Raw genomic sequence first — 13,823 nt, 5'->3', positions numbered from 1 at the left:
CTTTGATACTTTTACTGTAAAACAAAAGGCGGCCTAATGTTAGGTCGCCTTTCAATTCTTTAGATTTTCAATAAAATCTTTAGACTTTCGTTTAAAATTTAAAAATTCTTTGCCACCAATGTTCCTTTCTTTCTGGAAGTTGCATATCTTCTAGAGTTCTGTGAACATTTGCAGTTGCACGCTTTTTAGCATTTTCTTTGGCCTTAGAAATAATTTCGTCATGCATCTCTTCTTGACTCTTATGCATGTCTTCTTTTACTTCTTCGCGCTTTTGCTTTGCATCCTTCTTAGGTTCAGCGTCATCGTCGCTAACGACACCAGAAATATCCGGCAATGCGGCGATCTTATCAGAATTATCCTTAGGTGCAGCAAGCTGCTTTTGGGCCTCAATTAAATCTTGATTCTGCTTTTGAATCACGTTCAATTGCTTTTGCAAAGAACTAATAGCCTCATTTTGGTTAGAGATAGTTTGTTGAAGAGTGTTGAGTAATTTTACTACTTCTTTAGTATCCATTACATCACTATTGGTGTATGGAACTACCTTCTTTGGCTCTTCTTGTGGTCTTTCGTCTTTTTTATCACTAACTGCATAAATTTGACGAGCAGCTTCTTGCAAAGTCAAACCGCTATTCTTAGATAAACGGTGGAGGGCCTTCAAGTCATCAATATCTTTTTGATGGTATAAACGAGCCTTTTGCTTAGTACGAGCAAAGTAGTTAGTATTGCCCGTTACCTTTTCCACGATTAAAGAATATTTCCTTAATGTAGCTACACTAATACCTAATTCTTCCGCGGCTGTTTTAGGTGCAGCTAATTCCTCAAAATCACGCGTGTTAGTCATTACAATCTACCTCTGTACTTTTCGGCATTAATCGTGCTTGTGAAGCAAAGTCTTCTTGTGGTCGAATCTTTCCATACCTGCTTCGATCAAGCGAGTAATCAATTCAGTGTAAGGGATGCCAGCTTCTTCGAACAACTTAGGATACATACTGATGTTGGTAAAGCCAGGAAGAGCATTAACTTCAGTTAAAACAACCTTGCCACCTGGGGTAAGCATTGAGTCGATTCTAGCCATACCGCTACATTCAGTAACTTCGTAAACCTTACGAGCGTTCTTTCTAACTGTATCGATAATTTCATCTGGCAAGTCTGCTGGAATTTGCAACTTAGAAGTTGAGTTGTCATCGTACTTGTTTTCGTAAGTGTAGAATGAGCCTTTTGCATTGGTGATTTGACCAACACCTGCTACAATTGGCTTGTCGTTACCCAAAACGGCTGTTTCAACTTCAGTACCTGGTACAGTTTCTTCGACTAAAACTTTATCATCGTACTTGAAGGCTTCTTCTAATGCTGCAGCGTATTCATCAGCGTTAGTAACGTGGTTTACACCAACTGATGAACCTTGGTTGGATGGCTTAACGAACATGTCACGGCCAAGCTTTTCAGCAACCTTTTCATAATCAAGTTTATCATTATTCTTGTCATCGTATTCAAAGCGCTTGATTGAAATCCAATCAGCAACTGGAACACCAACTTTTTGAGCCAAGATCTTGGTAAATTCCTTGTCCATAGTTACGGCAGCGGCTAAGACGTCGTCACCAACGAATGGCTTGTTCATTAAACGGAATAAACCTTGCAATACACCGTCTTCACCTAAGTTACCGTGAACAATTGGGAAGAAGACATCAATTTCTGGTAAGTTTTCTAATTCGATTAAGTTAGAAATGTTGTGAACCTTGTGTGGATTCTTAACTTGGTATGAAGGATCTTCCAATACTTTGAAGCTTTCTTCTTCGTTTGCAAAGTAGCCTTCATTAGTGATCCAGATTGGGTGCACATCAAACTTATCCTTGTCAATCGCTTTATAAATGTTGTGACCCGAAACAATTGATACTTCATATTCTGATGAGTTACCACCAAAAATTAATCCGACTTGTATTTTTTTAGTCATTGTTTTATACCTCTTTTAAATGTTCCAAACCTTTATTATACGCAAAGAATACCAGAAAAACTCAAAATAGTGGAATATTTTTCATTAAAGCCCTTTCACAATAGTTTATAATTAATAATATATTAAGAAAGCCCCAGAAGGGAGTTAAACATGCTTTTACGAAAATTCTCTATCACGGCTATCGTAGCATTGTTATTCGTGCCACTTGTGAGTCAAGATGCGCAAGCCGCCACTTTTACTACTCAAGAAATTAACGAAATCCATAATTTTCAAAAAGAGTACGCTAGTTTAGATAAAACTAATTATAGCGCTTCAAACATTTATGCCGTTAAGCCTCATTTAAGCAAAAAATTTAAAGCTGGTCGCTTACGTTCTAAATACATCAATACGCAAGTCGACTACATCAACTACTATCGCTCATTATTCGGCCTGTCGCCTGTTACTACTAGTGGCTCTTCAAATAGTGATGCGCAAAAAACAGCAGCCGTTATGGCCGCAATCAATGCCAATCCTTTTATCAATCAACACGGTTTGCCTAGTGAAAAAAGACCAAGCTTTATTTCTAAAGCAACTTGGAAATTAGCAAAAGAAACCTCTGAAAGTTCCAACTTAAACTTTAATGTATCACGTCAATCGGCCGGCGAAGTAATTACCGACTTGGTTACCGATCACTATAACTTAAGCGGAACAGACACCGGTCACCGGGCATGGCTGCTTTCTACTCGTTTGACTACGACCGGAATCGGTGCCGCCTATGGCAATAACGGTTATCGCTACTCCGTGCAGAAAGTGCTCAACGCTAACGATATGTTCCGCGCATCTAGTCAGCCAGTGGTTACCTACCCTAGCGTCCGGCTCTTTCCTTCAGAATTGGCCCAAGGCAAGAACATCGTTTGGTCAATTTATCTATCTAACAGAGTCGTCAGAACTACGCCAACGATCACCATCAGGGATTTAGATACAGATATCGTTACGAATGGTACGCACGTAAGAAATTATAGTTCTGGTGGCTATGGCAACTTCAAGACGATCATTACCTACTCACCTGGTAAGACGGTTATTAGATCAGGCCATGAATACGAGATTAACATCAACGGTGTCTACAAATACAGATTTAAACTCTTCAAACAAGATGCCACTAATGACACTACTATCTATGCCACTCAAGAAGAGCAGCAAGCTAACCAAACTAATCAGACTAACACTTCTTTAGATAGACAAACTGAAGTACAGTCACCGATTTTATTGCAAAATAAAATCTTGAATGCGGCAATTGATGCCAAAACCGTATCACTGCCAACTAATTCAAATAATTTATTTGATCAATTAACTAAAAAAGGCAAATGGAAACAAAACTTCTTTGTCAAAACCATTCGCCTTCAAAAGCATTAAAAAAAGCCAAACATTGTTTGGTCTTTTTTCGTTTATAAAACTTTGGATAAGAAGTCTTTTGCTCTTTCACTTGTAGGATGTTCAAATACTTCTTTAGGCGTACCCTTTCCCTGCAAGTAGCCGTCAGCCATAAACCAGACTTCGTCGGCCACTTCACGTGCAAAGCCCATTTCGTGGGTTACGATTACCATCGTCATCCCTGAGCTAGCCAGATCCTTCATGGTCTTCAAAACTTCGCCAACCATTTCAGGGTCAAGTGCACTAGTTGGTTCGTCAAACAGCATCACTTCTGGGTCCATTGCTAAAGCTCTAGCAATCGCCACACGTTGCTGTTGACCACCTGAAAGACTAGTTGGGAATTGCTTTGCTCGATCAGCCAAACCTACTTTTTCTAAAAGAGCTAGGCCAGTTTTTTCGGCTTGCGCTTCGCTAATTCCTTTAACCTTCATTGGTGCCAACTTAACATTTTCAATGACATTCATATTTGGAAACAGGTTAAAGTTTTGGAACACCATGCCCATTTTCTCACGCAATTGATCTAGTTCCTTGCCATCCTTTAAGCTAGCTAGGTCTGTGCCATCAAAAAGGATTTTTCCGGCTGTAGGATGTTCAAGCACGTTGAGGCAGCGCAAAAAGGTACTTTTACCAGATCCTGAAGGACCAATAATACAAATTACTTGACCCTTTTCGACAGAAGCTGAAATATCCTTTAACACTTCGTTTTTGCCAAAAGTCTTTTTAAGATGTTGAATATCGATCATTTTAGTCATTGTGTTTCATCCTCTTTTCGAAGTAGTTAAGTAATCTAGTTAGAGTAAAGGTCATGATGAAGTAGATGATCATCGCAATAAATAATGGCAAGACGCCACGGTAAGTTGAAGTTTGAATAAGTTCAGTTTGGTACATCAATTCGGTTACCCCGATAACTGAAACTAATGAACTGTCCTTCAATAAGGTAATAAATTCGTTCCCCAAAGCTGGCCAAATATTCTTTAAGGCCTGAGGAATAATGACGTAGCGGTATGCCTTGGCCTGACTAAGTCCAAGTGATCTTGCGGCTTCAGTTTGACCCTTAGCAACAGAAGCAATACCCGATCTAATGTCTTCGGCAACATAGGCACCTGAGTTAAGCCCGATCGCAATAATACCTGCAACTACGGCTGATAAATTAGAAATTAATGCACCAACACCGAAGTAAACAAACAGAATTTGAACCATTTGCGGTGTACCACGAATAAATTCAATGTAGCAAACAGCAATCCAGTGGAGCAACTTGTTTCTGGACAAACGCATAAGAGCAAGTAACATCCCCAGCACAATACCGATTAATACTGAGAAAACAGTAATCACGATCGTGTAGCCGACACCTTTAACAAAGTATGGTGCATATTTTGCCATAGTGTTGGTCTTTTGTGCTGTCTTCATGTACTTGGCAGCTGCTGGCAAGTATTCCTTGTTAATTAAGTTTTTCTTTTCTACACGGTTAATTGTCTTGTTAACTGCCTTAACCAGGTCACCTTGGCCCTTAGCTACAGCTACCGCGTTACCAGCTTGTTGTTCACGTAAGTCACTTCTTACAGCCATTAAACTGTTGTCATTTTGCGCATAAGCTTTAGCAGTCAATTCTTCCATGACTACTCCAGACATCTTGCCTGATTTCAATGCCAAGACTAAGTTGTTGATCTTGCCTAAGCCTTTAACCTTAGACTTCTTCATTTGAGATTGGATCAATTGGTATTGGATACTACCTGTTTGAGCACCAACGGTTTGACCAGCGAAGTCCTTGATCTTTCTGTATTTAGATTGATCACGTTTATTAATTAAAAAGTATTCGCCGCTTGGCTTGTAGTAAATCCTAGAAAAATCGACGCTCTTTTTTCTTTCAGGGTTTGGCGTCATGGCTGAAATAACCATGTCGACCTTGCCAGTTTCAAGGGCAACAAGAAGTGAGTCAAAGCTCATGTTCTTGATGACCAACTTGGCGTGCAAGTCCTTTGCGATATCTTTAGCTAATTCAATATCGATCCCAACATATTTAGTATTTCCATTCACACTAATAGTAAATTCAAGTGGCGGATAGTCAGCAGAGGTACCCACGACGAGCTCTTTTGATTGCTTAATCTTCTTCATGACTGTGCCGCTTTCGACCTTTTTAGTGGCCGCAAAAGTTGGTTGATTAAACAAAAAAAGAGTTGAAATTAGTGTAATGAAAGCAAGAAACAAATGGATTATCTTTGCTTTTTTCATATCAATTCGCCTAACTCTTTCGTTAAATACATATAAAGATTATTATTTATTTTTTAATTGTAAAGAAAGAATAAGCTTTGTGCAAGAGAAAAAACGTAACCACACTGCGTAATTACGTTTTTCACATTACTATTTAGCTGATGTTGCTTGCCAAGGAATGGCACAGATCACGTACATAACTACCCCCGTAATTACGTACTCTAAGAAGACGCTGCTGCCAATTTCTAGCAAGAAACCCAACTCAATATTATCAACGTCAAAAATAACTGGCACTACTGCTAACAATCCTGAAATCAAAATCACCCAGAAACCAGCCCACATGCCAGCTGCCGCGATGTCGTGAATCAACATGCGTGTTGCCGACTTAGTTCTCATATCATTGAGCAGTGAGAACAAAGTAATGATAGTGACAATGATGATAATGATATTAACAATCACTAGCAGACAAGCAATATTGGCACCTAACGTTACTACGCTTAGATTAAATGCCTTAGCTACCGCATATGGTGCGTTAGTCCCTTGCTTTTTCAATTTACTGTCGATTGTTTGGGCTCCACTAGATGAACCCTTATCAATTCCCTTATGAATATCTGTCAGAATTTGATTAGCCAGATCTAGATTATTAACCTTAAATCCATGAATGCCTAGCGAGTAGTCAATAACATGGTCGGCAATGGGTTGAGTTTGCGCATTAGCAAGCAAATTTGCATCATCTTCGCTTCTTGCCCCTACCAAATCAGCAAGATTATCAAAATTTTTATTAATTTGTCTGACAACAACAGCTTGATTGGAGCTAGTTCTAATCTGACCTTTCATAAAAATTGGATTCAGAAAAGTAGCTGTGATTAGGGCTAATGCCGCAATCAAAAAGATTACGAAAGCAAGCGTTCGTTTATACTGATTGTTTTGCTCATGTCCCATTCGTCGCAAATCAGCTCTTTTGCCTTCAACCATGACGATTCCCCTTTAGCTGAAAATTTCTTTACCTTCGTCAAACATCGTATCAATCGCACGATGAACGACTTCCATATCAGCTGATTCAATAATTTCGTGTCCTTCTTTTAAGGCATGATCGATTTCATCAGAAGAACAATGCAAGAAACTGAACATCAATGCACTAGTTGCGTAGTCAGCCAATGCTTCAGCTGTTAATTGATGCTTCTTACGGTCATGGTACACGCGACCAATACCGCTGGTAACAAAAGCAATCCCAGTTTCAAGCTCTTTTTCATCAACATCGATGCCATCAAACAAATGATTAGATTGAATCCAGTCGTTGAGCATTACGCCCCAGTTATCCAAGGTAGCATTGCTTACGAAAGCTTCTGAGATGATTCTGTCTAACCCTTCATCGTGCATCCCCAAAATAACAATTGTGTAAATAAAGGCCTTGGTTCTAGCGTATGGAGCGCTACTGTTTGCCATGTCGTAATTATTTACTTGTTGACCTAACGTATTAAAAAGATTGCGGATGATATCATTAGTCAACTTGGCTTTATGCGGATAATATGATTGCAACAGGGATTTGGAAATGCCTGATTTTTCTGCAATCATTTGCAAAGAAACATTATCCATTCCATTTTCTCTGATCAGATGGAAAGTATTGCCAAGAATAATTCTCCGTCTTTTCATGTTTTTCCGTCGTGCCATGTCTATTCCTCTAACTTTCTCTTTCTATACAACTTACATCAATTATATCAATCATTGCTATTTATGAATAGTTTTATGGTTTATCTACTCAACTTTTTAACACAAAAAATAATCCTCAATGTTGATGAGGATTATTATATATCAACTTTGGATTATATTTTACTTTAAGCGATTTTGCTCATCAAAAATTTGGTGAATTGAACGGTCATTGTAAACATAATCAATACCACGAGCCAAAAGTTGATCAACAGAGATACGAACCATTCTGTCTGGGTAACGAGTGTGCTTGATAGTATCAGTTACAACGATTTGTTCAATTGGCAATTCGTTAAGTACTTCGGTTGCATTCTTTGAAAGAAGTGCGTGAGTTGCTGCAACGTAAACCTTCTTAGCACCTGCAGCTAAAACTGACTTGGTTGAAGATGAAATGCGTGAACCAGTATCGACCAAATCATCAACAATGATACACTTCTTGTCCTTTACATCCCCAATAATATCGTGAACTTCAGTGTCGTAGCGTGCACCACGTTGGTCAACAATAGCAATTGGAGCATTGAAGTATTGACCAAAGTTACGAGCAAGCTTAGCACCTGAGTGGTCTGGTGAAACAACTACGATATCATCGTCTTCCTTGGTAGCAATACCGTTGTCTAAGAAGTATTGACCAAGAAGTGGAATAGCGTGTAAGTGATCTACAGGAATGTTGTAGAAACCTTGAATTTGTGAAGCGTGCAAATCAACAGTGATCAGACGATCCATACCAGTTAATTGAAGCAAGTTAGCAACAAGCTTGGCAGTGATAGGTTCACGTGAACGTGTCTTGGTGTCTGAACGTGAATATGCTAAGTATGGGGCTACCACGTTAATAGCATGAGCTGATGCACGGTGAAGTGCATCCAACACAATTTCAAGTTCCATGAAGTTTTCGTTAACTGGATCTTGAACAGATTGAATAACGAAAACGTCACAACCTCTGACAGATTCACCGATGTTAACTTGGATTTCACCATCGCTAAAGTGATGAACTGCAGTTTCGATTAGTGGTTGATGCAAAATTGAAGCAATCTTTTCATTTAATGCGGGATTACCACCTAACCCGATCACCTTCATTGGGTGTAATAATTGATGGAGTTCTTCCTTGTTCATAACGACCTCTTCTGAATTCTAAAAATTATATACAGATCTATTATATACAAAAAAACACCTCTTAGAAATAAAAGAGGTGTTTCTTTCTACTTTGATCTACGATACTTAGTGCCACGACCATTGCAAATCTTTACTACATAGCCCTTTTGGATTAATTCTTCTAAGAGATTCAGAACCTTATTTTTACTAAAAGAGGTCTCTTGACTAATGTGAGAACTTGATAACGGTGCACTTTGTAAAATTGAGTATACTTCATTGGCATCTTCTGAAACACCCTGAAGTTCCATTTTAACCACTGGCAAAACAATCTTAATTGAGTTTTCGAAAATCTAAAATTGTGGTTGAGTCTTGCTATCAGCATAAGCAGCAAGAATTCTCTGAATTCCTGTACTAAATTGTTCAATTAAACCTAGTCTAAAGAAAATATTCGCAATAATTGGATTACGTAAAATAGATAATTGACCAGCTAAATATTCTTCTTTACTTAGGCCCTTGGGCAAACCACTTCAATTCGATCATCAAACATTGCGACCTTGATTTGAGCATTAACATCCCAAGTTCGATGAACAATCGCATTAGCAATCGCTTCTCTAAAGGCATTTTCAGGAATTTGCTCATTTTTTCTGCGGTATGCCCCATCGATTACCTCATTTTGATAATATTGTCGATACTTTTGCAATGCATCTTGATAAAGTTTCAATACTGACACCTTTTCTATCTGAGCGCGATCAAGCATTACATTAATGTTGTCACCGAATTTAACTAAGTCAATGCCTCGATAATCATTTTCATCTGCAAATAATGCACCAGCGTTAGTATATTTTCCATTTTTCTCTCTCAAGCCAAGCGTAATCAATAAATTTGGCGTAAGTTTTTCAATACCAATCTTTTTCTGTAAAGCTTTTTCCAAAATAGAAAAGTGTAGATTTGATGCATGAGATGGCAAACTATCGTATGAACAATTTTGTCCTTCTAGAATAAGACGTGATAATTCTAAAGAATCTACTGGTACAGATGCACTATCATTTCTTTTGTAGGCTTTTTTTATATAAATATGGAGGATATAATCCTTGAAAAATTTTCAATGTAATTACATTAGTTTGTTCATCAATATGTAAACGATAATCAACTTGTGGTCTAATTGAATCATTGATTTTATTCTCAATATTCAAACCATGTTTGAACTGGATCTTTTACTCCAACTACAGTTCCATCATCTTTAACACCGAAATTAATTTCTCCATCACCATAATTGGCAAAAGCACTAACTGTTTTTAAAAAGGTATTAGTTATACTTTCTTTAAATTCCAAATTTTTCGTTTCACGCATTAAGTCACCTGCTTTTCTTTTTTCTAAATTATAGTATTTGCGTCCCTTTTTAAAACGTAAATTTCAGATTTTACGTCCAAAAAAAGACGTAAAAAAGGACGCATTTTTTTGCGTCCCTTTTTACGTTTAAAATGAAACGTAAATTCACTTAATACCAGCTTGGTTTGTCGCCTTCAGTACCTGGTTTACCTAAACCGATTGACTTACCAATATCTTCCTTAGGATACTTGATCAAATGGTAAACGTAAGCTGCGACAGATTTACGTGAAACTTCGGTGTCCTTGATTGGCTCGCCTTTTTCACTCTTTTCGTAGTCAACTTCGTTTTTATCGGTCATCCAAGTTGGACGAATAATCGTGTAATCCAAACCCGATTCTTCAATTCTCTTAGCAGCCTTAGCATATTCAGTAATGTAATCGCCTAAAGTTTCCTTATTCCATTCACCGAACTTGCCAGGAACTTCGTCATAAATGCCTAAAGTTGAAATCCAGATCAGTCTCTTTACGTGGGCATTCTGCATTGCTTCAACCGTAGCTTCAGCTTCAAGATCAATATCATCCTTGCCACCTAAGTTAGCATAAACAATATCTTGACCCTTCATTGCCTTTTCAAGTTGAGCAGCATCTGTTGCACTACCTTCAAAAATCGTAGCTTGATTCTTCTTGTCTGCCATACGAGAAGCGTTACGTAAAAACAATGATGTTTGAACGTCTTTATCCGCAAATAAAAACTTTTCTACAATTTGGGCTACTCGTCCGTGAGCACCAAGTACTACAACTTTAACCATAATTTTCTCCTTATTTAATCTAGTCAAAATTCATTATGCATTATTCTATCTACATACTAGACCAAAACGAAAAAATAAGCTAATTTACTTACAAAAATCCTTAATTAAATCAAGCATTTTTAGGCTTCTAACCGCATAACTATTATGTGTTTGGCGGGGCATAATTACTAAGCGCGCATTTGGCATTAATTGACTATACCAACGAACGTGTTCAACTTTTATCCAATCTTTTTCACCGACCACGCACAAAGTTGGTGTCTTGATTTTCTTCAAATCGTCTTCTGAAATAAATGATTCAGTCAATTCAACGCGGCTATCACGATCTAGCTTCAAGAAACGATGAAATCCTTCAGTGAGGTAGTGATATGGGCGAATTCCTGCACCATTTACAAAAACGCCGGCCACGATCATTTTCTTAAAGATATTAGGATGCTGCTTGGCAAGCATCATGGCTACTAAGCCGCCTGCATCAAAGCCAAAGCAGTAACATCCCTCAATGCCAACTTGCTTAATAAAAGCATAAACGTCTTCGACTTCGGTCTGATAGTGTTCCGCAATATCACCTTCACTCAGTCCATGACCACGCATATCTAAAACATAAACTGAGTAGTATAGCGATAATGGGGCCACGATCTTATCGAACATGCCGCCATCTAAATGATGTCCATGAAGAAGAAGCAAAGGTGCACCTTTGCCTAATTTATGGTAATAAAATTCAACACCGTTGACTTTTTCTTTCATAAAACCCTCTCTTATTGAGCGTCGCTGTCGCGCAAAGCTGGATTATCATCCATCTTCTTACGTAGCTTCTCATCTTCACGATCTTTAAGCATGGTCTTGATAATCTTATGCCATACTCGATAATTGCCACGGAAATTATCTGCTACCTTCTTGATGTTAGGTTGGTGAATAATACTGCCTTTTCTTTGCCAGTAGTGGTAGTAAGGCTTTTGCGTGTAATATACACCCTTGCAGACTGAGATGTACTTTACGTTAAAAATTTGATCTTCAAGCAGTGAAATATCACAATCAAATCTTAAGTGGTATTTCTTAATAATTGCCGTCTTATAAGCTTTGTTCCAGCTGTAGCCCTTCATTGGCGAGCCGAAAACATTGGTCAATTTAAGGTAAGTTTCACCGCGTGTTAAAAGACCACCTTCAGGATGACCAACAACATGAGATTTTTTGTCAGGATAATCCATCCAGTAGCCACAAGATACCAGACTGACATCTGGATGTTCTTCAAAAGCTCTGATAAAGAATGCTGTGTAACCTGGATCTACCCAATCATCACCATCATGAAAGGTGACATATGGCGTATCGATATATTTCATACCGACATTACGTGCGTCGGATGGGCCACCATTTTTCTTTTTGATTAATTTGAAGTATGGAAAACGTTTGGCATAGCTCTGTGCTACCTCAGCCGAATTATCTGTTGAGCCATCATCTACCACGATTAACTTAAAACTCTTGTCGACTTGCTTGAGCAGAGCTTCAAAAGCACGTGGCAGGTATTGTGCCGTATTATAGACCGGCATAATGATAGTTAACTTAGGCACTTGTAACATATTGTCCCCCTTTATTGCTCTTAATTATACCATCTTCAAGTTTTAGGTTGAAATTAAGAAAGTTTTAGGAGAAGATTTACATTCCGTTCAAAATTATCTAGTATAATATTTCGTATCAAACAGAATAAACATTCGATAAGAGGAAAAAACATGAAAAAAACTATTAAAATTTTAACAGCCATTTTGTTTAGTGCTGTCGCGACAATCGTAGTTGGTCAAAACAATCGTGTTTTAGCTGACGATGAAACTCCCGTGGTAACACTTGGTACCTCATTAACCGACTCACAAAAAGATGGTACATTAAAGATTTTGACTGCCCCATTAAATGGCGGCAACTACCAAACCATCACTGTTACCGGTTCTGACTTGGTTAGATATTTGAATCCATCTGGTGACAACTTCACTACTTCTTCTGGCGTTTGGTCCAGTGCCATGATTCAAAAGACCAGCAGCGGTAGCGGAATTAACGTTAAGATTTTGGACTATAACGGCAAAAACAACATTACAACCATCACTGCCAACCAATACAAAAACGCGGCTTTAACTGCCGGTATCACAGACGCTAACATTTACGTTACTAGTGCTATTCCAATCGACGGTTCAGGTGCCTTGGCTGGTGTTTATGCTGCATACGCTAAAAACGGCAATGCTTTGAACCAAAAGCAAGTTAATGCAGCTCAAGACGAAATGAATACTTTGAGTGGCATTACTCAAGACAACAAAGATAAAAAAGGCTACTCTGACGCTCAATTGAACAACGCGGTTGCCGGTGCCAAGAGTGAAATGGCTAAGCAAGGTCAAAACATTTCTGACAGCCAAATTCGTGATATTGTAAATAACCAAATCAATATCAATCACTTGGGCAACACCATTAACAACAATCAAAAGAACCAAATTGTTAACCTGTTGATTGAAATCCGTGATTCTGGTGCCCTTAAGAGCAGCAGTTTCAAGGGTCAAGCTTCTAAGCTTTCTAGTCAAATCGAAAATAGTGCTAAGAACATCTTTAACAAGTTCAACACGCCAGAAAATCGCAGCTGGCTACAACAATTGTGGGACAGTATCGTGAACTTCTTCAGCCACATGTTCGGCGGAGTTATTTTAGGCTAAAAAATTAAGGCCATGATTATCAATGATAGTCATGACCTTTTTTAATTACATATGCTCATCCATGTAGCGATTCAATGCGTGATCGACATATTCGTTGCCGCGGTTATTGGCGTGGCCTTTAGTCCATTCAAAGGTGCTGTCAGGGAAGGATTGCAGCAAGCGGTCTAGTTCTTTCCATTCAGGCACATTCTTTAATGGACCTGATGAGCGTTTCCAGCCGCGTTTCTTCCAACCTTGGAGCCAGTGCTGATTAATAGCATTTAAAACGTATTTTGAATCAAGCACAAACAACAAATGCTTTTCGTTAAAGCCAAGCTCAATTAGCTTTTTCAATGCATTGATCAAAGCAGTCTGCTCCATCTTGTTGTTGGTTGCGCCGTATTCGCCACCAGAACCATCTTCAGAGCCGCCATCCCACTCAATTAAGTAGGCCCAGGCAGCCTTATCTGTCTTTTTAACGTGGCCGCCCTTATAAACACCGGTATTTCGGGTACCGCCATCAGTATAAGTAGTCGCAAAATACTCACTAGATTGGGTATTTTGCTTTTTTCTACTCTAAGTCAAGTGTTATCAACGATTTTAAGCAATTTTATTTTGAAATACAGGCCTAATCGGGAAATGGCTCCCGGAGAATCGAGTT

16 protein-coding genes and 1 pseudogene are annotated in these 13,823 nt (G+C 38.6%); 2 read left to right on the top strand and 15 right to left on the bottom strand.

The genetic code is table 11. The features are described 5' to 3' along the window. Window positions 1-91: 91 nt before the first annotated feature. Together WS44_RS02860 and WS44_RS02855 are read right to left on the bottom strand one after the other, a co-directional pair. Window positions 92-841, bottom strand: coding sequence for a MerR family transcriptional regulator (locus tag WS44_RS02860; protein ID WP_022087158.1), 750 nt, complete (start codon window positions 839-841; stop codon window positions 92-94). A 27-nt stretch (window positions 842-868) separates the two neighbouring features. Continuing rightward, window positions 869-1,951: a D-alanine--D-alanine ligase family protein gene (locus WS44_RS02855; RefSeq protein WP_013436982.1), complete on the bottom strand. Its 1,083-nt coding sequence runs from the start codon at window positions 1,949-1,951 to the stop codon at window positions 869-871. 150 nt (window positions 1,952-2,101) lie between these two features. Here WS44_RS02855 and WS44_RS02850 point away from each other — a divergent pair, with 150 nt between their 5' ends. After that, window positions 2,102-3,343, top strand: a complete 1,242-nt coding sequence (locus WS44_RS02850) for a CAP domain-containing protein (RefSeq protein WP_013436981.1) — start codon at window positions 2,102-2,104, stop codon at window positions 3,341-3,343. Between the two features lie 32 nt (window positions 3,344-3,375). Here the strand turns inward: WS44_RS02850 and WS44_RS02845 are convergent, their stop codons facing one another. From WS44_RS02845 to WS44_RS02795, 12 genes are all read right to left on the bottom strand, one after another. Continuing rightward, window positions 3,376-4,113: an amino acid ABC transporter ATP-binding protein gene (locus tag WS44_RS02845; RefSeq protein WP_013436980.1), complete on the bottom strand. Its 738-nt coding sequence runs from the start codon at window positions 4,111-4,113 to the stop codon at window positions 3,376-3,378. After that, window positions 4,106-5,590, bottom strand: coding sequence for an ABC transporter substrate-binding protein/permease (locus tag WS44_RS02840; RefSeq protein WP_046432989.1), 1,485 nt, complete (start codon window positions 5,588-5,590; stop codon window positions 4,106-4,108). Before WS44_RS02840 ends, WS44_RS02845 begins: the two co-directional genes overlap by 8 nt. Before the next feature lie 129 nt (window positions 5,591-5,719). Beyond that, window positions 5,720-6,544 carry a hypothetical protein gene (locus WS44_RS02835; protein WP_013436978.1) on the bottom strand — a complete coding sequence of 275 codons (825 nt, stop codon included), beginning with the start codon at window positions 6,542-6,544 and terminating at the stop codon, window positions 5,720-5,722. A gap of 12 nt (window positions 6,545-6,556) precedes the next feature. Then, the gene (locus WS44_RS02830) at window positions 6,557-7,240 is read right to left on the bottom strand and encodes a TetR/AcrR family transcriptional regulator (protein WP_013641387.1); all 684 of its coding nucleotides are present in this window, start codon (window positions 7,238-7,240) and stop codon (window positions 6,557-6,559) included. 159 nt (window positions 7,241-7,399) lie between these two features. Continuing rightward, window positions 7,400-8,386: a ribose-phosphate diphosphokinase gene (locus WS44_RS02825; protein ID WP_013436976.1), complete on the bottom strand. Its 987-nt coding sequence runs from the start codon at window positions 8,384-8,386 to the stop codon at window positions 7,400-7,402. A gap of 86 nt (window positions 8,387-8,472) precedes the next feature. Further along, window positions 8,473-8,673, bottom strand: a complete 201-nt coding sequence (locus tag WS44_RS09870; RefSeq protein WP_288145677.1) for a hypothetical protein — start codon at window positions 8,671-8,673, stop codon at window positions 8,473-8,475. Window positions 8,674-8,715: 42 nt separating this feature from the next. Next, window positions 8,716-8,886 (bottom strand): ATP-binding protein, encoded by a 171-nt coding sequence (locus tag WS44_RS09865; protein WP_288145676.1) that lies wholly within the window; start codon window positions 8,884-8,886, stop codon window positions 8,716-8,718. Beyond that, the gene (locus WS44_RS09860) at window positions 8,871-9,296 is read right to left on the bottom strand and encodes a hypothetical protein (RefSeq protein ID WP_288145675.1); all 426 of its coding nucleotides are present in this window, start codon (window positions 9,294-9,296) and stop codon (window positions 8,871-8,873) included. Before WS44_RS09860 ends, WS44_RS09865 begins: the two co-directional genes overlap by 16 nt. 251 nt (window positions 9,297-9,547) lie before the next feature. Further along, complete coding sequence (locus WS44_RS09855) at window positions 9,548-9,715, bottom strand: ATP-binding protein (RefSeq protein ID WP_288145674.1); 168 nt, start codon at window positions 9,713-9,715, stop codon at window positions 9,548-9,550. A 148-nt stretch (window positions 9,716-9,863) separates the two neighbouring features. Further along, window positions 9,864-10,502, bottom strand: a complete 639-nt coding sequence (locus WS44_RS02805; RefSeq protein ID WP_046432985.1) for an NAD(P)H-binding protein — start codon at window positions 10,500-10,502, stop codon at window positions 9,864-9,866. Between the two features lie 84 nt (window positions 10,503-10,586). Further along, a complete protein-coding gene (locus tag WS44_RS02800) occupies window positions 10,587-11,243 on the bottom strand; it encodes an alpha/beta hydrolase (RefSeq protein ID WP_046432982.1) in 657 nt (218 codons plus the stop codon). Between the two features lie 11 nt (window positions 11,244-11,254). Continuing rightward, complete coding sequence (locus tag WS44_RS02795) at window positions 11,255-12,073, bottom strand: glycosyltransferase family A protein (RefSeq protein ID WP_013436973.1); 819 nt, start codon at window positions 12,071-12,073, stop codon at window positions 11,255-11,257. A gap of 150 nt (window positions 12,074-12,223) precedes the next feature. Here WS44_RS02795 and WS44_RS02790 point away from each other — a divergent pair, with 150 nt between their 5' ends. Beyond that, a complete protein-coding gene (locus tag WS44_RS02790; RefSeq protein ID WP_013436972.1) occupies window positions 12,224-13,183 on the top strand; it encodes a DUF1002 domain-containing protein in 960 nt (319 codons plus the stop codon). Window positions 13,184-13,228: 45 nt separating this feature from the next. Here WS44_RS02790 and WS44_RS02785 read toward each other — a convergent pair. Further along, window positions 13,229-13,723: pseudogene (locus WS44_RS02785) on the bottom strand (ribonuclease H); the annotation flags it as partial. Window positions 13,724-13,823 lie beyond the last annotated feature (100 nt).

The sequence above is a fragment of the Lactobacillus sp. N54.MGS-719 genome (genome assembly GCF_000980505.1).
Classification (GTDB): domain Bacteria; phylum Bacillota; class Bacilli; order Lactobacillales; family Lactobacillaceae; genus Lactobacillus; species Lactobacillus amylovorus.
The sequence above is the reverse complement of the archived record's forward strand: the minus strand, read 5'-3'. Positions and strand labels throughout refer to the sequence as shown.

Coding starts and splice junctions, on each gene's coding strand:
- WS44_RS02840 (WP_046432989.1), bottom strand. CDS start 5,590: ATGAAAAAAGCAAAGATAATCCATTTGTTTCTTGCTTTCATTACACTA.
- WS44_RS02835 (WP_013436978.1), bottom strand. CDS start 6,544: ATGGTTGAAGGCAAAAGAGCTGATTTGCGACGAATGGGACATGAGCAA.
- WS44_RS02800 (WP_046432982.1), bottom strand. CDS start 11,243: ATGAAAGAAAAAGTCAACGGTGTTGAATTTTATTACCATAAATTAGGC.
- WS44_RS02855 (WP_013436982.1), bottom strand. CDS start 1,951: ATGACTAAAAAAATACAAGTCGGATTAATTTTTGGTGGTAACTCATCA.
- WS44_RS02860 (WP_022087158.1), bottom strand. CDS start 841: ATGACTAACACGCGTGATTTTGAGGAATTAGCTGCACCTAAAACAGCC.
- WS44_RS02825 (WP_013436976.1), bottom strand. CDS start 8,386: ATGAACAAGGAAGAACTCCATCAATTATTACACCCAATGAAGGTGATC.
- WS44_RS02850 (WP_013436981.1), top strand. CDS start 2,102: ATGCTTTTACGAAAATTCTCTATCACGGCTATCGTAGCATTGTTATTC.
- WS44_RS09855 (WP_288145674.1), bottom strand. CDS start 9,715: ATGCGTGAAACGAAAAATTTGGAATTTAAAGAAAGTATAACTAATACC.
- WS44_RS02790 (WP_013436972.1), top strand. CDS start 12,224: ATGAAAAAAACTATTAAAATTTTAACAGCCATTTTGTTTAGTGCTGTC.
- WS44_RS09870 (WP_288145677.1), bottom strand. CDS start 8,673: ATGGAACTTCAGGGTGTTTCAGAAGATGCCAATGAAGTATACTCAATT.
- WS44_RS02795 (WP_013436973.1), bottom strand. CDS start 12,073: ATGTTACAAGTGCCTAAGTTAACTATCATTATGCCGGTCTATAATACG.
- WS44_RS02805 (WP_046432985.1), bottom strand. CDS start 10,502: ATGGTTAAAGTTGTAGTACTTGGTGCTCACGGACGAGTAGCCCAAATT.
- WS44_RS02830 (WP_013641387.1), bottom strand. CDS start 7,240: ATGGCACGACGGAAAAACATGAAAAGACGGAGAATTATTCTTGGCAAT.
- WS44_RS02845 (WP_013436980.1), bottom strand. CDS start 4,113: ATGACTAAAATGATCGATATTCAACATCTTAAAAAGACTTTTGGCAAA.